General features: G+C 59.0%; 16 protein-coding genes. 5 read left to right on the top strand and 11 right to left on the bottom strand.

Going from position 1 to position 19,536, the window contains the following annotated elements; all coding sequences use genetic code 11:
- The first annotated feature begins 6 nt into the window (after window positions 1-6).
- On the top strand, window positions 7-297 hold the full coding sequence (locus KW843_RS25830) for a hypothetical protein (RefSeq protein ID WP_218297986.1): 291 nt from the start codon (window positions 7-9) through the stop codon (window positions 295-297).
- Here KW843_RS25830 and KW843_RS25825 read toward each other — a convergent pair.
- The 7 genes from KW843_RS25825 to KW843_RS25795 all read right to left on the bottom strand — a co-directional run bounded on the left by KW843_RS25825 (window position 294) and on the right by KW843_RS25795 (window position 9,627).
- The gene (locus tag KW843_RS25825; protein ID WP_218297985.1) at window positions 294-1,010 is read right to left on the bottom strand and encodes an HNH endonuclease signature motif containing protein; all 717 of its coding nucleotides are present in this window, start codon (window positions 1,008-1,010) and stop codon (window positions 294-296) included. The two genes, KW843_RS25830 and KW843_RS25825, sit on opposite strands and share 4 nt — an antisense overlap.
- Window positions 1,011-1,158: 148 nt before the next feature.
- On the bottom strand, window positions 1,159-4,635 hold the full coding sequence (locus KW843_RS25820) for a hypothetical protein (RefSeq protein ID WP_218297984.1): 3,477 nt from the start codon (window positions 4,633-4,635) through the stop codon (window positions 1,159-1,161).
- Between the two features lies 1 nt (window position 4,636).
- A complete protein-coding gene (locus KW843_RS25815; RefSeq protein ID WP_218297983.1) occupies window positions 4,637-6,247 on the bottom strand; it encodes an ATP-binding protein in 1,611 nt (536 codons plus the stop codon).
- A 49-nt stretch (window positions 6,248-6,296) separates the two neighbouring features.
- Entirely contained in the window at window positions 6,297-7,214 is a 918-nt protein-coding gene (locus KW843_RS25810) for a DUF262 domain-containing protein (RefSeq protein WP_218297982.1), read from the bottom strand.
- A gap of 64 nt (window positions 7,215-7,278) precedes the next feature.
- A complete protein-coding gene (locus KW843_RS25805; protein WP_218297981.1) occupies window positions 7,279-7,560 on the bottom strand; it encodes a hypothetical protein in 282 nt (93 codons plus the stop codon).
- Between the two features lie 406 nt (window positions 7,561-7,966).
- Window positions 7,967-9,313 (bottom strand): HipA domain-containing protein, encoded by a 1,347-nt coding sequence (locus tag KW843_RS25800; protein WP_218297980.1) that lies wholly within the window; start codon window positions 9,311-9,313, stop codon window positions 7,967-7,969.
- Window positions 9,310-9,627, bottom strand: coding sequence for a hypothetical protein (locus KW843_RS25795; RefSeq protein WP_218297979.1), 318 nt, complete (start codon window positions 9,625-9,627; stop codon window positions 9,310-9,312). The genes KW843_RS25800 and KW843_RS25795 overlap by 4 nt, the downstream gene beginning before the upstream one ends.
- 328 nt (window positions 9,628-9,955) lie before the next feature.
- Between KW843_RS25795 and KW843_RS25790 the strand changes: the two genes are divergently transcribed.
- Together KW843_RS25790 and KW843_RS25785 are read left to right on the top strand one after the other, a co-directional pair.
- Window positions 9,956-10,147, top strand: a complete 192-nt coding sequence (locus tag KW843_RS25790) for a hypothetical protein (protein WP_218297978.1) — start codon at window positions 9,956-9,958, stop codon at window positions 10,145-10,147.
- Window positions 10,148-10,263: 116 nt separating this feature from the next.
- Window positions 10,264-13,056, top strand: coding sequence for a DNA methyltransferase (locus KW843_RS25785; RefSeq protein WP_218297977.1), 2,793 nt, complete (start codon window positions 10,264-10,266; stop codon window positions 13,054-13,056).
- Window positions 13,057-13,107: 51 nt separating this feature from the next.
- On the opposite strand, the gene KW843_RS25780 is transcribed toward KW843_RS25785, so the two are convergent.
- The 4 genes from KW843_RS25780 to KW843_RS25765 all read right to left on the bottom strand — a co-directional run bounded on the left by KW843_RS25780 (window position 13,108) and on the right by KW843_RS25765 (window position 17,076).
- On the bottom strand, window positions 13,108-13,878 hold the full coding sequence (locus tag KW843_RS25780; RefSeq protein WP_218297976.1) for a hypothetical protein: 771 nt from the start codon (window positions 13,876-13,878) through the stop codon (window positions 13,108-13,110).
- A 45-nt stretch (window positions 13,879-13,923) separates the two neighbouring features.
- Window positions 13,924-14,454: a ProQ/FINO family protein gene (locus tag KW843_RS25775; RefSeq protein WP_218297975.1), complete on the bottom strand. Its 531-nt coding sequence runs from the start codon at window positions 14,452-14,454 to the stop codon at window positions 13,924-13,926.
- A 25-nt stretch (window positions 14,455-14,479) separates the two neighbouring features.
- The gene (locus tag KW843_RS25770) at window positions 14,480-16,765 is read right to left on the bottom strand and encodes a hypothetical protein (protein WP_218297974.1); all 2,286 of its coding nucleotides are present in this window, start codon (window positions 16,763-16,765) and stop codon (window positions 14,480-14,482) included.
- Window positions 16,766-16,863: 98 nt separating this feature from the next.
- Window positions 16,864-17,076 carry a hypothetical protein gene (locus KW843_RS25765; RefSeq protein WP_218297973.1) on the bottom strand — a complete coding sequence of 71 codons (213 nt, stop codon included), beginning with the start codon at window positions 17,074-17,076 and terminating at the stop codon, window positions 16,864-16,866.
- 200 nt (window positions 17,077-17,276) lie between these two features.
- Between KW843_RS25765 and KW843_RS25760 the strand changes: the two genes are divergently transcribed.
- On the top strand, window positions 17,277-18,326 hold the full coding sequence (locus KW843_RS25760) for a hypothetical protein (protein WP_218297972.1): 1,050 nt from the start codon (window positions 17,277-17,279) through the stop codon (window positions 18,324-18,326).
- 10 nt (window positions 18,327-18,336) lie between these two features.
- Window positions 18,337-19,437 carry a hypothetical protein gene (locus tag KW843_RS25755; RefSeq protein WP_218297971.1) on the top strand — a complete coding sequence of 367 codons (1,101 nt, stop codon included), beginning with the start codon at window positions 18,337-18,339 and terminating at the stop codon, window positions 19,435-19,437.
- Window positions 19,438-19,536 lie beyond the last annotated feature (99 nt).

Genomic DNA, 19,536 nt, shown 5'->3' with positions numbered 1-19,536 from the left:
ACCAGGATGAGCATCGAATACGATTTTTTCCGCCCCCGACAGGCCCCGGCCAGCGTGCTCTATGACGCCTTCCAGGAGGAAGCGCTGCACCGCAAGGGCCGCGATGTGGAGGAATGGATCAGGCTTGAGCTGGAAGCCGTCCACCGGGCTGCGTGCAGCTATGCAGCTATGCATGGTTTAGTTTCACCCTCGATGGAAGATGTTGCTGCGGCAGAGCGCATCGCGCGAGGGTCAGTGGACTACGGCTCCAAGTGGGCACTCATGGTGGCCGAGAAGATGGTCAAGCTCGGACGCTAACTGGGCCTATTCCCAACATAATCACTCAACTCGGTAGTCAGGCGTTGCAGTTGCAGCAGGATATCAACAACAATTTTTCTCTGCGCATCAATCTGATTATTGAAATCTGGCGACTCTTTAGGGCACGATGGCACGAATCTCGCGGCGTACCCGCCATGATAAACATAATTGCCATTATTTCTGATGTCCAAAAGGCGTCGCAATAGAATGACTATCTCATCTTGGATGCTTCTCGCAATAGGATCATAGGACCTAAGTTGCTGTTCATAGTGAAAGATATTGGCAAAGAAGCGTTGCAAATTCAAGTAGACCTCTTGCTCAAACCAATAACCGGTTTGATCACCGACCCACGCCCGCTCCCCGCAATCATCGTAGGAAAGAACCCTCTCAATTGAGGACAGGAAGGTGCGTACTCGGTCACCCTCTACCCCTCTCACAAAGGTTGTATCTCCAGGAATTCTTTGAAGTTGTTCTTTGTACATGCGACATGCTTTTTCATCGATGACCCCTGCATGGGCCATTTTGTGATGCTTGTCACATAGCAATATCATGTTCTGTTTTCGGTTATCTTGCCGATTTCGATTGATATGATGGATTTCGAGATAGGTATGCTCAATACAGAATGTTATTGAGCACTTGTGCCCCGCTTCAACCTCAATTTCTCTCCTGAGTGGAGCAGGAATTGGTGGTCGGTCTTCGTCATAAACTCCCATTACTACCCCTCTGAAACCAATACGCAATACTGCGAAGGATGAACCAATTCATTAATGCGTGCGTCGTGCCGGTCGCCAGGATGATAAGAAAATTGACAGGATACCCCAGCTTTGAACATCCATTAATCCCGCCTCGGGACAAATCAAATTAAGACTGAACATCCTGCACGACATACCAACGCACATAGCCTTCAGGCGGCTGGGGAGCATCTGGCAGATCGACCGCAGCCACCAGGCGTGGATGCTCCCGCTGGAGCTTGGCAATGGCCTTTGAGGGGCTCGCCGCATCCCACGAGGTGCTGGACCAGCCACATGACCTCCCGGCCCGAGCCAGAGCCCCCTTGGCAAGCTTATCCACCACTCCGTCCCCTCCAAAGGCACCCACGCGGCCAGATCCTTCAGCGCCGGCATCCGACAGTGGGGAAATGTCGAACCAGTGGCCGTATTCCGGGGTTTTGTCCGGGTCGTCGTTGGGCCTCAAGGTGATTTCCCGCACCCGCACCGGCTGGTAGTCCTCAGGCAGGGATATGGACAGAACCGGATCAAGGGCCAGCCGCCCATCGGCATCCAGCACCCCCGAAGCCGCCCAGAGCAACACCTTGGGATACCGCGTGCGCCAGGCTGCGAACCAATCCCCCAGCAGGGGGCTGGTTGACTGGCCGGGGAGGTTTTCGATGTAAACGCCCATGTCGTCGTGGACGAACACACCCCCATGGTCGAGGTACTCGGCTGCAGGCACCGCGCTGAGCCCCCAGCTCCGGCGATCAGGATTCCCTGCGAAGATCGCCCGTGCCCTGCCCTTGTCCATGTAGTCCCGTACAAAGATGGCCTTGAAGTCCTCCACAGCCTTCGGGCTCGGGGCCTGGCGCGCAATCAGCACCTGGGGCTGGGTGGACCCCACACAGAGATACCACAGTTGGCCATCCAGCAACGCAACGGCAATCGGGATGGCCAGATGCATTTCACGCACGTAGCCCCCGCTTTTCATGGCCTCGCGTGAACGTCGCCAATCCGCAAGGACGCGGGCGAAGGTGGTCTCTTCCATCGGTGCGGTGAAGGTGGCGAGCTGCTCTTGCCACCCCTCCACCACAGCGAAGAGGCTGGCCTTGCGACCGACACTGGCAAACCTGCTGCGCCGCGCCGTCCACCCCTGAGGATCGGGCCACTGAGCCAAGACCGTCACCGAGGCATCGCGCTCGGGTAGGACCTCCCAGCGGCGGCGTACTTCGGAAAACCCCGCCTTGTCCCGCGCCATGGTGATCCGGTGAACCCATGCATGGGGCTCCAGCCGGTTGTCGCACTCATCCTCCTTGGGTGTGGCGTACAGCATGTACTTCGCATCGCCAGTGAGCACCAGGCGCAAGGGCTCATACCCAAGCTTCCGGGCCAATGCCTCGGCGTCGGCTTTACGCGTGTCCTCCAACCCGTCGCCCGCCATCACGAACATCTGGTCCAGCAGTGATTTCCAGGCCTTGGCATCGGCGGGGCTCGCCCCGTCGAACTGAGGGAGCGGCTGGCCCCGGTTCACGGCCCTCCAGGCGATCACAGCGCGATCCACCAGCTTGGGTCGGTCAGCAATCTCCCCGACACCGCCCTCGTGCAGGGCCTGCAGCAACTGAGCACGCGCGCCAGCCTCGGCCGCACGGTCGCTCTCGATGAGCTTCAGTGCCCGTTTGAAAAACCGGATGTATTCCAGGTGCCTCTGGCGCGTTCCCCGGTGCTGGATGTACCAGCGCAGATCCTCCGGGTCCACCGCATCCAGCACCAGGTAGGGAACCTCTTCGCCCCTCCAGTCGGAGCGATTCAGCTTGAGCAAGGACACCTTGCAGTTGAACTTGCGGTCGCTGCGGAACGTGTCTTTCTGCACCCGTACATCCACGCACAGCTGGTCGCCGTCGCGGTAGACAACCGCCCATTCGACCCGAGCCAGCGGCTTGGACGTGAACTCCACGCCATTGCCGCTATGCCCGTGGTACACCTTGCAGGCCCCAGGTGCAGTCTGCGAATTCATCAGGCTGTACCAGTTGCACAGCACCCGTGAGCCGGAACGCAGGTAGCCATTCATGGCCGTGAGCCATTCCTCAAATCCCGGACGCTTCGGCCCGCCTGCAATCATCGTGCTGGCGTCGTCGTCGTGCAGGAACCGGCAGTACCGCTCTTGGAAATCCATCGACACGAAATGCAGGGACGCGGGCCCATCGTAGAAGTCGCCGAACAGCTTGAGCCGGTGATCGAGGCCGCAGGCCAGCAGCAGAAACCGCTTGAAGTGCAGCGCGAATCGCTCGTGCTTGCGAAGATGGTCCGTGTAGGCCACGTCTTCGAACTTGATGCGCGTGCCATCGAGCCCCCGAAAAATCTCTTCTTGGTCATTCTTCGTCGGGAACAGCCTGTCGGTGCCCAGGTGGGACTCCACAGAGGAGTAAACCCGGTGGATGTTCATGCCGTCGCGCACCAGAAGGTACACCACCTTGTTTTGGCCGTTGCGGGCCATGTTCGCCCAAGGGTCCCCGTAGTCGATGTAGCGGCGGGTGGTCGCCATCACCAGCACGCATCGCTCTGTGGGGAAGATCTGCTCCACCAGGCCGTCATGCATGCGCAGCGCCTCTAAAAACTGATCGTCGCTGGCGTGGTCGAACCGCTCGTCCACATCCGCCCAGACGGCCAGCTCCTCATCAACCAGCAATTTCCGCTGCACGAAGGTCAAAGGCACATCGCGGGGAGCCCCCTTCCCTTCCCGCACGGTCTGCACCTCCACATCCTTGCCAAGGTACAGGTCCAAGGACTCAATCCCCTTCAGGAGATCAGACACGAAGGCACGCACGTCCTCGGTCTGGGCCAGGGCGGCTGCGGCCTGCTCGCTGTAAAAGGGTGTGAGCTGCTGGATGGCGCCCGCAATCTCTTGCGTCTTGCCTTCGATCCATTGGGCCCGCACGGTGGCAATCTCATGCTGGCGGTTCGCGGCTGCGCGCAGCGCGGCCATCTTCTCCGGTGACAGTCCACCCTCAATCGCTTGGGCTACAGTCCCCGTGGCCATGTCCACCACCTCGGCGGCATCCACGGGCGGCGCCACCGGCACCGGAACATTTCGGGGCTCTACCTCAGATGGGGGCTCAGTGCGGTCTTGTTCATCAGCCTCGGCGGCAGCGTCTGCCTGCTTGGCTGATTTCTCGGCCGCTTTTTCGTGCACCAGGGCGGCGATCAGGGCCGGATTGCTCTGGCCCTGCACCAGCTCGTTTTGCAGTTCGCTGATGCGGGATTGGACCGCCTGCACCTCGGCATTTCGGATTTTCTGGTGGTCGGGTTCGAACTCAAAACGGGCCAGGAAGTCGTCCAGCAAAAAACGGTGCTCGTCGTACTGGAACCATGTCCGTCGCGTGCCACCCCCCTTTTTTGGAATCTCCAGATAGACGGATTGGCCGAACTTCAGGGGGTGGGGCCGCAGCACCACCGTGTGGGGCTTGTCGTCCACCACGCGGAGGGACTGGATCAGCAGGACCATGCCCGCGTCGATGCCCTCCTCTGGCACGTTTTCCAAGGCACGCCAATACTGGCCCGCCTGCAGGGTCTGGAACCGCGCGAGAGAGTGGATTTCAGCGTCGGAATGGGCCAGGGGGTGGTGGGTCATCTCAGGCGTCGGCTTTGATGGTGATGGCACGGAACATTGCGCAGCGGCGGAAAGTGGCCACATCGAGGGGCTCATCGTGGGATTTCGAGACGCGCAGCGCCAGCCGCAGCAGCATCTTGATGTCGCGCGGGGCGATACCGGGGAACAGGTCCACCAGCTGCTCAATCAACTCGGGGGACAACTCCGCTTTGAACTGGGCTCCCATCACCTTCCAGATTGCCGCAGCATCTTGGGCTCCCGGAACGGTGTATTCGATGATGGCCGCGCACCGGGAAATGATGGCCTCGTCAATGTCGCTCGCTCGGTTGCTGGTCATGAACATGAGCGCCTTGGTGTACTCCAGCACCCGCAGGAACACGGCCACGATGGCGTTCTGCTCGATGCTGTCGCCACGCTTGACCACGAAAACATCCGCCTCATCGAGCAGCAGCACGCAATCCCAGCGCGTGGCGCGGTCGAAGACCATCTTGAGGTTCTTCTCGATCTCCTCGGCTGTGGTGCCCAAGGTGCCCGCGTGCATCGCGTACAGAGGCCGCTTGATCAGCTCGGCGTACACCTCGGCCGTCAGCGTCTTGCCGACCCCAGCCACCCCCTTGCACAAGATGACGTTGGTGGCGCTCTTGGCTTCGATGATGTCGTTCACGAACGCATCGAGGTCCGTGGTGAGCACGTCCAGAAGATCCCGGTGGGTTTCAGGCAGGACCAGTTTGTGGCGCAACGATTCGTCGTAGGCGTAGGGCTCCATGTTGTCCGCGTGAACCCAGTAGAACCCGTGGCTGCTCAGGTCAAACACCCTGACAACGGGATGCTCGGGCACTTGGCCAACACCATCCTCTGCATTGAACAGTGCTGAGTCGGTATGGCGCCCCACGGCTTCATAGTCCCCGGAGTCGAGGTCGTGGATCACGCGGCGCCCCGTCAGGTCATCGCCGTCATTGCCGTCACGGGACTCCGAGTGGAAGGCTTTTCCCTTGATCCGAAATTGCTGCGCGAAGGCGCTCTGAATGCCCCCGTAGTGCCGATTCAGGCTCTCCTGGTGCGCCGCCTTCAGTGCTGGCGTTTCCTTGTAGATGCCCTGCTCGGCCAATATGTCCGCGACACGGCGCTTGGCAACGATCTGGGGATGGAACCCATGCCGGCGCGTGAACACACCGAACGTGGGCTTGTAGTTGCCGTCGCGGCTGAAACCATAGCTGGCGGTCTCAATAAGCACCATTGGTGTCCCGTTGCGCCGGTAGTCCTGCCCGCTGTCAAAGGTGACATCCGTAACGAGCTGGGGATACAGCTTCCCATCGGGCCCCGTCACGTAAATCCATCCGTCGATCAGATCTGACTTGATGAACTCCAGCAGCACCGCCTGAAAGGCCTTGAAATTCGGTACCGGCTTGTCGAACTTGCCAGCCCTGGCCAGCAGGATGGACTCCAGGGCGCGGGCGGTCTTGTTGTCTTGCACAGCCTGGGCGGCATTGATCAGGTCGCTCATGCCCTCGTCGTTCAACTTCGCGGTGTCGATCACCTGATCGCGGTTGGCTCTGTCCGCATCTTGGCGATAGGACTCAAACGCAGGGGACTTGGTGAATGCGATGAGGTCAGGGCTGACGGTCAGGGACATGGATGCTCCAAAACGGGGGGCGGTCGGCAGACGGTAAGGGTTGGATCGTTCAGGGCTGTGCGCCGCCAGACACGGCGGCTGCAGGCACACCCCGCAGCACCTGCTTGCTCACGCGGTACTGGGCTCCGCGCTTTGTCGTGAGGACGTGGGTGTAGCTGTAGCCACCGCTGTAGAAGCTGGTTTGCAGTTCGGTCAGGGAGCCCCCAGCCCGCAGAGCGCTGAGAACCTGGTCGAGACCAGCGGATTTCATTTCATGGGGTGACACGCTCACCCAGTCGTTCTCGTTGTGTGAGGCCTGAGGTGCTTCGGTAGAAGCTGGCGTCTCCTTCTGCCGAGCGCTTTGGCTGCGCGCTTCTTCCAGCAGTCGGCGCACGCGGTCCAGCTCCTCGGGAGAATGAGGAGTGCCCCCTTCGTTCAACCGCAGGTAAAAGTCCAGCAGCTCCTGACGTTGGCTGAACTCGTAGATGCCGATCTGCAGTTGATAGCCCATCCGGGTCGGGTCAAAGGGTGAACCTTTGAGATCGGCTGCGCGCAGGCCTCCGAACACCTGAACCTCACCGGCCAGGAACATGCGCATGGTGGTCAGCCTTTGGAGCCCATCTACGCACTGGAATGTTTGCTGCGGGATGTCACCCTCAAGGTAGGCTTTCGACCAACCTGGGCAGTTGAACAGGATGCGCCCGGTGACAGCCTTGCGGATGAAGGCTTCGGCGTAGGCCGTCCGCTGGGAATCGGTCCAAACGTGGCCGCGCTGAAAGTCGGGATTCAACTCGAACGAGCCCCCCAACCCTTCCACCCCCTCTCGGGCGCTGGCAAGGGACTTTTCCAGCATGTTGAGGGGCCAATCCACCGTGTATGCCGCCTCTGGCATGGGGTTGACCAGCAGATGGAGCGCCTGGTCCGCCTGCGACAAGCGGGCCCAGTAGGAATCGCTCAGGTATGAGGGCTTTTTTGCATCGAATTGCATAGATGCAATTATCAATTGCAATTAATTGCAATGCAATAGACAACTAATGCAATTACGACTTTTCTCAACTGCGCCGCACCAGCGCCTTGCCCGCATCCGTGATGTAGATCTCGCAGGAGAATTGAAAACCGTCCAAGGGGTCGCCGGGAAGGTCGAAGGGCTCTTCTTCCGTGAAAAACACCAGGCCCATGCGCTCCAGCTTCTGGTAAACGGGCATGCCGGGGACGATGGTTCCGAACACCGGCTCTTTCTCGGTGGTCTCAGGCACGCGCCACTCGATCAGGGAGCCGCCTTCTTCTTGCAGGAGCTGCAGCGCGGCCTTCTCAGCGGCGGAAAGCTTGCGCATGGGCTTTTGTTCACCGCTCACTGCGCTTGCTCCATCCTGACCTCTCAGGGGCTTCAACGGGGGGCTCCTGCGTGTGCTTCCACCTGCACGATAGAGTTGGTCCTGGGCGGAACATAGCGATCCTGCTCATCGTCCAGCAGCCGCTGGGTCTGCCCCGCCCGATAGCAGGCCCAAAGGGGTGTGTTCTTGGGAATGGTGTGCGGCGGGATGCTGTCGTAGCCCCTCCAGAAGGCCACGGCCATGTTGTTTCCCATACACCGCACAGGCCCCAAGCGCAGAAGGTCTCGGTGGCTTTCAGCATAGAGCCTGAGCATGTGATCGAACTGTGTGGCGGCCTGTCCCCCTTCCGTGAAGGGATTGCGGCGGCTGGGTTTCGGGACCGTGACTTTTGAGGTGAGCGCTTGGATCACTGGGGCTCCTTCGATGCTGGTGCTGGCAACCGGACAAACCTGAGCATGTCCGCAATCACAATCATGCGGATAGAACGAAGCAGCCTACTTTCTGCGCCGATAGTCTCGCGGGTGGGGGTGCCGTGTGGACCTGCGGGGTCGCGCATGGTGCCTTCTAGCTTGTTGGCGATGTCTTCTGCGGCACCTCCCAGCCTGCTCACAATCTTGCCGACTTCGCGCGTTGCGGTCGCTTTGTTGAGCCCCAACTCAATGCCGGTCTCGATGAGCTTGTCGTAGGTCACGTCTTCGAAGAACTCCGCGCCAACAACGGGTGACGATAGCCTTTCACGGGGCCACACTGCATCGCCGTCGCTGTATGCGCGCGTGTGATACACCGCTGTGCACAGAAGATCGTAGAAGGGCGCCACGCGCTTGCCATCCGCATCCACCAAGAACGAGATGTTCTTCAGATGCGAATCCGAGTTCCCCACCATCGTGTTGAAGATGATCCAGCGGTACACATCCAAGCGCGCACGTACCTTGTTGCGGCACTGGCCGATGAGGTCCTTGAGCTTGGGGAGGGTTGCGCTGGTGTACTTGTTGTAGGCGGGCTCATTGAGCATCTGGATGCCGTCGAGCGCGTGGACGCGGGCAGGCTCTTCGGGACCAGGCGTGCGGTCGAATCGCGAGATGATGAATGCTGGCTCCGGCACGTACAAGTGATGGATCTCCGGCACATCTAGCTCCATGCGCCCAGCCAGCATCATGGTGAACGTCTCGTTGATCACCGAGTGAGGGTAGCCCTCGGCCGTGGAGTTCGGCTTGAGGATGTGGGTGGATGGAGTGCCCTTCAGGGGCTCCCACAACTCCTTGCGCTGCGGGTTGAAGAGAACCACCATCTTGTGCTGGGCTCCGGCCAATGACATGCGCTTGGGCGCGTCCTTGTTCAGTGACGCCCTGGGGAGATTGCGGATGCGCAGAGACAGGTCGTTCCAGGTGAGCGGCTGCATGCCTTTTTCAGGCTGCGGTGCGCCCTCGGCCTGCAGGACCAGAGCCCCAGCCGACTCCATGCCCATGCGCTCCAGCATGCCGAAAGCATCTGCAGATTCCACCCCCACCTCTTTGGCCAGCACCTGGCGCATCAGCTCCTCGGGCAGCAGGTTGTCAAAGAACCACTGCACGGGCCGCGACGACGCGCCGTCTACCAACCAATCGGTGGCCAGCGGAAGAGACGGGGCCAGAGGAAAAGCTCCAGGGCTATCCAGCCATGTAGCCGCGTACTGGAACGACCAGATGTTGCTTTCATCTCGCAGCGTGCCCACCAGGGTGCCGTTGATGAGAACTTGGAGCGTGCGGACTGTCATTCACGCACCTTTTTGAGCACCATATTGTTCTCGCTGCTGGAAATGAGAATCAAGTTTGTTTTTGGCAAAAAGTGCTCTACAGCCTGCCTCAAATCGTAGGCCTGCGATTCCGGCACCTCCAACACCATTCGGATGCCCAGCTCGTCGAGCACCTTGAGCACCAGACCGAACTGAACTGTGTCTTTGCCCTTCTCCAGGTCGCGCAGGAACATATGGCTTACCCCCGGCACATCATCCTGCCGGATACTGTGGACCTTACGCATAGCCCGGATGGCCACACCCACGCTTTCGACTGACGATACCTCTATCTGCATGGACACACTCCTGAATCGCAATGAGCGCTTAGATTTAAGGCATTATGAACCAGGACACAAGCCAATCGCAACGAGCTATTCGTTTTCTATGCTTTGCCGAGGTGGATTCCCCAAAAACTAAACGTACCCTTAGATCGCAGATCCCTGAGACTGTTAAGGGTTAACTTCGAAGCGAGCGTTGCGATTCGCGAGCTTGGTCATAGTCGCTAGCAACAGCGCCTCATCTTCGCGGGTACCAGTAGCTTGGAACCCTCGAACGCTCCACAATGCGAAGCACCCCAGATACAAGGAGCCCGGTGTGAAGGACTGGATACACAGGACAGAGGCCGTGGGTGTTGAAGACCTCGAAGAGATGGCCCGCGAGTGCGGCTTGCTCGGGGCGGGGCAGTCAATGAGCCCCGAACTTCTCGCATATACCCAGGCAGTGGTTGAACAGTGTGCGTCCATTGCAGATGCCTACCCCCCGAAAGAAACAGAGGAAAGCGCCGCCGTGCACATTCGAGCCATGCTTCCCACCTGATTGAGCCAGGCGAGGCAGAACGAAAGGGCTTGAGAGGGTGTGCCCCTTATCCGTGGGTGAGAATGGTGCACGATTCGATGCACGAAATAGCACCACACCGGACACGAGGGAACCTGATGGCGAAGATCACCACGAACGAACTGCGTAAGCGCCTTTCTGCCTTTGCACACCAATGGGCCGGCACCACTAGCGAAAAGGCCGACGAGAAGCTCTTCACTGCACAGTTCCTGGCGTGCTTCGGCGTCCATCCGCATCAATACAGCCGTGAGTTCAGGCTGACCATGCGCGACGGCTCTCACGGTTTCATGGATGGGTTCATTCCCGGCAAGGTGATCATCGAGGGCAAAAGCCTTGGAAAGGACCTCAAGAAGGCCCGCGCGCAGGCTGAAGAATACCGATGGGCATGCCCACCACAAGACCAGCCCCGCTACGTCTTGCTGCACGACTTCAACCAGTTCATCCTGTTCGACCTGACCCAGGACAGGTCGCACTCATGCCTGCTGCCAGAGCTGGCCAAACGTGCTGAATGGTTCCGTTTCCTGGTGGGTGACGCAGCCCCAGAGATCACCGAGGAGAGCGAGGCAGACCGTCGCGCGGCCGAGAAAATGGCCGCGCTCCATGAGGCGCTGCTCAAGAGCAACTTCATAGGCCGAGACCTGGAAATCTTCCTCACGCGCCTGCTGTTTTGCCTGTTCGCGGACGACACGGCCATCTTTGGGGACAACAGTCTGTTCCGGCGTCTCATGGAGGGTACGCGGGAGGACGGTAAGGATGTTGGATCGCAGCTCAGTGAGCTTTTCGCGGTACTCGACACTCCGGTCAAGAAACGCAGCACCCTGCTCGATGAGGATCTCCGGGCCTTCGAGTACATCAATGGGCAACTTTTCTCAGAGCGTTCAGGTATCCCTGCGTTCGATAGCACCCTTCGCGCGCTCCTGCTGGAATGTGTTCGACTGGATTGGTCGAAGATTTCCCCAGCCATCTTCGGTGCCATGTTCCAAGGGGTGCTAGACCAGGAGGACGAGGGGCAGGAGGAAAAAGAGGAGCTGGATGGCGCCAATACCAAGAAAAAGAAAAAGGGAGCCAAGCGCCGCGAGCTGGGCGCTCATTACACCTCGGAGCGCAACATCCTGCGGGCCATCAATCCACTCTTCATGGATAGTCTGCGCGACCAACTAAGCGCCGCTGGTACCAGCCGCCCCAAGCTGCAGGCCCTCTACGACAAGTTGCCATCAGTTCGCGTTTTCGACCCAGCATGCGGATGCGGGAACTTCTTGGTTATCGCCTACCGCGAACTGCGGCGCCTTGAACTGGACTTGATTGACCGTCTGTTCAGCAAGGGCGGGCAGAGCAAAGGTCTGCTGGATATCAGCACCATGATCCGGGTGAGCGTGGAGCAGTTCTTTGGCATCGAAATTGACGAGAGTGCGGCTCATATTGCCCAGGTAGCCATGTGGATTACGGACCACCAACTGAATCTGGAAGCAGCTGACCGCTTTGGTAGCACACGACCTAGCGTTCCTCTTGTGCACAGCCCCCATATCCGCCATGGCAACGCGCTCCAGGTGGACTGGGAGGATGTCCTGCCTGCTGCTGAATGCACGTACATCGTAGGTAATCCGCCGTTTGTGGGGGCCAAGTACCTCAAACCTAAGCAGAAGGAAGATGTCGCCAGAGTCATGAACGGAGTGCCGAGCTTCGGCTTATTGGATTTTGTGGCCTGTTGGCATGTGCTGGCCGCTCGCTACATGCGCAAGAACCCCTTGGTGCGCACTTCTCTTGTCTCCACGAACAGCATTTGCCAGGGAGAGCAGGTAGGCGTGCTGTGGCCTCTGCTTCTGGAGCAGGGGATTCAGATTCACTTTGCGCACCGCACCTTCCAGTGGAGCAACGAAGGGCGCGGAGTAGCCGCCGTCCACTGCATCATTGTGGGCTTCGGAATGCAACCCACAGAGCAACCACGTCTATTCGAATACGGCTCCAACATCAAGGCGGCAGAGGCTCAAGTCCAACTCGTGAAGCGCATCAACCCCTACTTGGTGGATGCCCCAGATGTAGTGCTAAAGCGCCGATCAACTCCATTGAGCGCAGTCCCCGCTATGGGTATCGGCAACAAGCCGATTGATGATGGGAACTATCTCTTCACGCCGGAACAGAAAGACGCCTTTATTGCGAAGGAACCCGGTAGCGCCCCATATTTCAGGCGCTGGCTAGGGTCAGATGAATTTCTCAACGGGATTGAGCGCTGGTGCCTTCTGCTCAAGGATGCAACGCCAAACCAGTTGGCTGCGCTTCCTGAATGTCGCAAGCGGACTGAGGCCGTTCGCGCATTCCGAGAGAAAAGCGGTAGCGGGCCCACGATTGCATTAGCCGCAACACCTCGGCGATTTCATGTGGAGTTCTTCCCTGAACGCAGCTACTTGGTGGTTCCCAAAGTTTCGTCAGAGAAGCGAAGATTCATTCCCATTGGAATTCTGTCGCCGGACATTCTTGCGAGCGATCTGCTCATGACCGTCCCTGACGCTTCCATGTACCACTTTGGTGTCTTGTCTAGTAGCGCCCACAACGCTTGGATGCGGGCAGTTTGCGGACGCCTTGAAAGCCGATACCGCTACTCCAAGGACATCGTGTACAACAACTTTCCTTGGCCAGAGAAGCTCACTACCAAAAAGCAGCAGGCAATTGAGATGGCGGCACAGGAGGTTCTTGACGCAAGGGCGAGATACCCGGATAGCACCCTTGCCCAACTCTACAACCTTGCATCAATGCCGACTGATCTTGTTGCGGCACACGCGGCGCTGGATCGTGCAGTCGATGCAGCATACGGATACAAGGGCGGGTCAGCAGACACCAGTCGTGTCCAGTACCTTTTCGAGAAGTATTTACAGGCAGGTGGTGACACAAGGTAAAGCCTTGGGTGGGTAATGGGCCAGCCAGCTCCCTACCTCGGATGAACAGGTCTACATCAGCTCGAACGGTGAGAGCACTCCAGCCAAGTGGTCAGGCTGGCGCTGGTCCACGACAAGCCACAGCATCGGCCCATCCTGCACCTGTGCACCGGCCAGCACATCAGCAACGGTCATTCCCGCCCTGAGAAGCTCCTCGGGCGCGATTTCGCGCACCTGCATGCCGTTGCTCCTTGCGGCCGCGATGGACTCGCACAGGCGGGTTTTCCGGGGTCCTTCGCTGAGGTACTTGGCGAGCCCCAATTCCGACACCAGACACCAGGCCCCGTCCAACCGCACCGGCAGGAACGAAAACGAGTGCATCAGCATGAGTTGCCGCGCGTGCGCCACCGGTTGCCAGGATTCCACGGCAACGGGTGAGGAGACCATGAGGTTCTCCACCGTTCGCTCTACACCAGCCATCAGGGCCTCCTCCAAACCAATACACAACTCGATTGCAGCCTGGGTTGCATGGCGCGCGTAGGAGCCCGTGTGCATGGCGTCGTTGCGCGCGGCCTGAACAATCGAGAAAAGAGCCCCAAAGGACTTGAAACGCAGCGGGAAGGCGCCGGGGAGTTCAGAAAAGACGAGCGCTCTGTTCGCCTGCAGAGCGATTTGGTCCCTGTAGAGCCCCAGCGCTTCCTGTTTGCCAAGAAGTCGAAGCCCAAGAGCTTCCAGAGCAAAGCAAATCTCCTCGAAGCCTTCGGCATCTTCCAGGGCAGCGTAACGCGCAGAGCGAAGACGGTCTCGATAGAACAGTCGCTCGCGCGGCTGAAAGTCGATCACTGCTGGCACTGCGCCGGAGGGGGGAGATCCTGCCATCGGGCCATTTCAAGCACGCTCAGCGGGATCGCTGAGGGCGGAAAGGGCCAATTTGAAAGCGTTCCAGGCATCGGCAGCAACGCCAGTATCACCAGCGGCCTTCATCCACTTCGCCTTCTCCCGGCGATCCAGCGCGTTCCACCAGGCCATGCCTTCTTCGCCGTCCAAATCCTCAGTGGACGGAAGATCGTTGCGTTCCAACAGGACCTGCAACTTCTCATGCGCATATGCAGCGTTGGCCGTAGTAACTGTCCGAGCGTTCTCGGCCGCGCCGTTGATGCTGTGGCGAGGCCCCCCCTGCATCACGGCCGCTAGGTACAGGGGCCTTCGAACATGCCAGCCGAGGAAAATCCGGATCTTCGCACGCGTCAATTCGGAGCCCCTGCGCTGGGCGTCGATGGCCAGGATCTTGTCGATGCCGATTTTCAGTGGCACAAAAACACCGGGGCCGAACAGGTTTGGCCACAAAGCGGCTACCTCCCGTGCGACGGCGGTTTCCCCTACCCGGATGGACTGAATTTCTGCCGATTCCGCGATCATGGCGCTCCCAACATTGTCGAATGGCCTACTTTTCGTCGGTGCGGCTTGAGCCGACCACATACTGTTTTTTGCCCGGAGAGTCCCCGGCGAGCTTGTGCGCATTGACCAGGACTGGGGGGATCAGCACAGGCCGAGTCTGCAAGCGCCCCTTGCCGAAACGCTGATTGAACCGCACGAAACCGCGACGGTAGTGAGGCTTCACGCCATGGCGCCCGTGAGCGAGTTTTAAACCCTCTCCTTCAGCAGAGACCGTCTCGGGCCCGACATGAATCGCATCCACACTTGAGTTGAGCCGCTGATAGTGCTCCTTGCGCCTCTTCTTGCGATTGAGTGCTGCCAGAGCAGCTGCAGCCTCAGCATGCTCGTCCTTGCGCTGCACTCGCGCATCGCGCGAGTTCATGTAGAGCATCACCCCCGCGTACAGGTCAAGCGCCTGCTTCAGTACCCCGTCTGCAAGGTCCATCTGGCTGTAGAGGTCCGCCAAGGTGGACGTTTCACCGACCACCACGTTCAGAGTAGCCACTTCAGTCAGAAATGGGTCTGATCCATCAACCGGGCCGCGTGTGATGAATCCGTCGAGCTGCAGGTGCTGTACCCCTGCTTCTTCCCAGCGCTGGACCAGCACTCCGTCGATCAGGAACACCTCGTCGGCATCGTCATCATCGCTCTCCTCGGAATACGCCTGCGCGGGTACCCGGAAAACCAGATACATCACATCAAATCCACCCTGCAGAAATTGAGAGGGGCAGTCCTCTCCGATATCGGTGTTCTGCAGTATCTCCACGAGCCCCGGTGTCACCTGAACCACGGCTCCACCACTCAGTTTGAACTGAGCAGCCAAGGCATGTGCTCTTTCGGGCAGTAGCGCACGTTCATAGGCATCTAGGGCCCACGGCAGATCTTCAGGAGCCCCCTGCCAAAACCGGCCCATGTCCTTTTTCATGAGCGCGATCGGATCGCCTGCACGACTCAAAGACTCCTTGATCGCATGCCACAGTGGAGGCTGGTAGTGCCGTCCGAGCAAGGTCATGACCCCGTACTTCTCGATGACAAGAACAAAGGGTAGCTTCTCTACACCTGAGAGGTCGCTATCAGGCTCAACGCCTTCCCAGTCAAGGCTCTGGATCAAAGAAGACGCATCGCCCAAGCCGCCAACACCGGACTTCACAAGAACACCATCCATTCCGACCGCATAGCCCGGATAGTCGTTGGCCCCTATCGGCGAGGCCAGTTCCGGCATGAACACGTTCTTGATGCCTTGTGCGCGGCAAAAGTCAGCGATGGTCTGTGCGTCCGCCTCCAGTGGATTGCCGGTGCGAGGTATCCGTAGGGTCTGCACCAGAATGTTGGCGCGAGTCCATATGGAGATCAGCAACTGGTCCATATATGGCAAGCTATTTGGGACAAGCTTGGAGATCCGCACGGATGCGCCTTCGAGCTGCTCGCCTAGCGTAGGCTTCAGTCTGCCCTCAATCACCTGGCTGATCACCTGCTCATTCACCATGCTGCGCGCAAAGTCATTTGCGACCGGAGCTGGCATGCATTCAGGGTGAATGAACGTATCGCCGTCATAGCCCGTAGAGGCCTCAGCAAGCAAGCGCGTCATCTCAGGTGCAAAAGCCGGATGGTCGAAACCAGGGCACCAGATATCCTCGTTGAAGAGGTCTGCCAGTGGGTCATTCGTGCCGGTCACCACTGTGCCCCATAGGATATGAGCCAGACTGGTAATGCCCCCGGTTGAAGCGTTTTCTTGGGCTAAAACGGATCTGGCAGTGAAATCCCGGATTTCATACAGAAAGCTTGTTTCACCCCTACCTACTGACTCAGTGAGGAGGATGCGCGACGGCCCCCCGAAAGCCAATGGCGGAAAACACAAAGGTGTGGAGCCCCAATCGACCCCGAAACCGCCTACAGCACGAGCTTTGCTCCAGAACGATTTCGATATGGCTCTTGCTGTCTCTATGTCGGAATCCAAGCGAACAAACAACAGGCAGACCAGCCATGCCAGGCCGTGCTGGTAGCCCTCAGGGATTCGAGCGGCAAGCCCCCCTTCATCAGTACGGCTCAACACTACAGCCCGCGTTCCTACAGCCCCCAAATGCCGAGCTATCGTTCGATCATCGACCCGCAGCAAACTGTTTTCGATAGCGGCAACGCGAGACCAGTCTTTGTGAATCTGCGCATCTACGATGGCTTCCTTCACCAGGGTGCGCACGTCACCACCGTTGTTAATTTGGCGAGCCAGATTTGCTGCTTGAGGATTGGAAATATTGGCAGCAAGTCCTTGCGCACGGGGTGGCCGATTGATCATGAAATCTTCCTACTCTTTTTCTGGTTCGGACTGTACGGTATGCGATCCCTGTAGATCTACGTGGGAGCCTGGAGCCTCGGCATATTCTCCTTGCCAAACTAACGTGATTGGGAAGAAGGGTTGGCGTCGGGGGCCGGGACCGTTGCAGAGACAGACAGGAAATTGGCCACGCTCAGCGTGACATTCATGCCACGACTGCTCGCGCGATCAATGACCACTGAACTGACTACAACGACGATGACAAAGAAGATGAGCAAAGGCTTCCCATCTCCAAACAAACGAGTGAGGAGGCGTTTCAAAAAAGTGTTCATGACGATTCCTGTTGCGTCGAAATGCATGCACACAGTTTTCCGATGAAGCAACTTTTTTCATAACCCTATAGGGGGTACAGCGCAAAACGTTGCGTGCAGGCCATGAAATCTCTCTTGCCCCCCTGTAGGGTTTGACGCCAGGTGAGCACAGAGATATGGGGCTTATGCCCTGATCCCGTGGTCAAATTCCCAGGATGGAGATGTATGCGCATGCCGATACGGTCGGCCGACAAGGGGAAGTTTTCAGCCTGGCTGGCGAGCACCAGACTGTGGCCGCATCCTTCTGGACATGGCTTGGCCAGCAGGATCAGCACATCCGCCCGCCCGCCCCGGACACCATCGGCACGATGTGCGGGGGTCGTCTGCAAGTGCAGTGGTGGACGGACCCGACCGGGGCATGGTTCGCAGCCCAGGTGACCGATATGACCTCGCGCAGCCTCTGGGAAGTGTTCCTGGTGCCCGCGCGCAGCGGTCAACCAGTTGCAGGACGGCGGCTCTGCATGGGCGATGCCAGCGCCATCGAACTCCTCGATACCCTCTGGTTGGAGGTTTTTGCCCCTCTGGTGGAAACTCAAGTAGTCGAAGCCCGGTATCCAGCTTTCGGCGAGCTTGTAGCTGCAGGGAGCAGCCCAAACGGCGTGACGACTGTCAGGGATGATGCCGCCATGGTTGCACGTCTAGAGGCCGATGTTGCCTACTGGAAGCACCTGGCCGTATCCCTCAGCAAGACCGCGCTCACCCGCGAGAGCCCCTACACCCCTCCCTCACCGGCTGACGCCCCTCCTGCAGCCTCAGGCAGCGCTCCAGCGGCCCGGAAGTGGGGGCTCAAGGACATTGCCGAGTACGCCGAGGCGAATGCGCACCGGATCACGATCCTGCAGCGGGCTGTGTCTGCCACCAAACGCAGTTCCTTTGAGAACCCGGACCTCCTCTACACCTGCCTGGAGTTGCTGGCCAGCGAGTACACCGAGGTCAAGACGGGCAAGGCCGACCGGAACGCCTTCAAGGTGAAGGCCGACGCCTTGGGGATCGACTTCGGGGGCTCGGTTGATCCGAGTGTTGCCGGCGAGCTGGGCGACCTGTACTTCATCCGCCTGGGCGGGAGACGGCGGTTTCTGGACCAGCACCTTGGCAAGGGGAGCGCCCGAGATCCACGGTACTGCATGCGCATCTACTTCTGCTGGGACGAGGACACAAACCGCGTGGTGATCGGGCACATGCCATCCCACCTGCCCACCAGCTACACCTGAGGAGCCCCCCATGGCATCCAAGCTGACCAAGGACCAAAAGCGCGAGAAAAAGAAGCGCGAGGAGCGCAAGCTCAAGCTGCGCCGCGAGCACGAGGACAACCGGTACTTCAAGAAGGTTGACGGTCTGATGATGGCGATCACCCTGGCTCTGCAGGGGGTTGGCACCCAACCGGAGCTGGATGCGGCGGTTTTGAACCTGGCGAGCGGCAAGTCGGTTGCCGTCAGCGACAAAGAGTCCCGTTTCCAGAGCCCAGAATGGATGAGGCTGCGGGGGTACACAACGCGCTTGGTCTCCATGCTTCAGGCTGACCCTGACGCCCACTACGCAGGATTTGGCCTGGACGGGCGGATCTTCCTCAACGGGGATGGCGATACCCAGTTCAGGTCGGCCCACTTCCCTTTGAATGCGATCTTGGCCTCCAACTGGCAACCTGATGAGGTCGTTGCCAATACCTCCGTTGAGCTGGAGCCTGAGCCCACGCAAGGGGCTTACTTTTTTGGGGTCGAGGTGCGCAACCTGGCGGTGCATTTCGCCATAGCGTCTTCTGCCGACCCGGACGATCTGCCCGAGGTTTCTTTTGTGTCACCCAAGGGCTGGCAGCGGCTGGACTTCGAAATTTGGCGCCATGAACTGTGGCCATCTCTCGCACGCGTCATCTTGGCCAAGGATTTGATTCGTGGTCCCGATGAGAACCAGTACGCCCTGGATCGGCTCATGCAGGATACCCTGGCGCGCAAGACCGATGCGCAAGAGGCGCAGGATGGACCCGTCCAGGTGATCGATGACAAGGCGCGAACCGTCATCCGCAGCCTGGGATCAGGCCTGCTGCTGGAAAACGAGTTCCTGCTGAGCGCGGCCGAGGATGAACGCGCCCGCCAGAACAAGGATGCACTCGCGCTGGAATGGAACCAGGGGTATGAATCCCGCCAAGCGGAAATGGAAATCCTGAATGAAAGGTATCGAGCGCTAGAACATGAAAATCTGACGCTCAGGCGATTGGTTCTGAATCCGCCCTCCCAATCTCCGTCACCGCCAGAAGTGCTACTGGAGAAATCAGCACCCTCTGCTATGTCTCTTGAAGCTCGCATGGGAACGCTTTTGGGGCTGTAGCTGCGATGGAGGATCAGCCTTCATAAATCGCTTCCAACTGCCTGTCCTCAGCGCGAACACTGCGCAAAAAAAGCTTGCACCCCATTTCAAAGCTACTCA

Source organism: Acidovorax sp. sif1233 (assembly GCF_019218755.1).
Lineage (GTDB): Bacteria > Pseudomonadota > Gammaproteobacteria > Burkholderiales > Burkholderiaceae_C > Acidovorax.
This window is presented reverse-complemented; position numbering and strand designations above follow the sequence as displayed.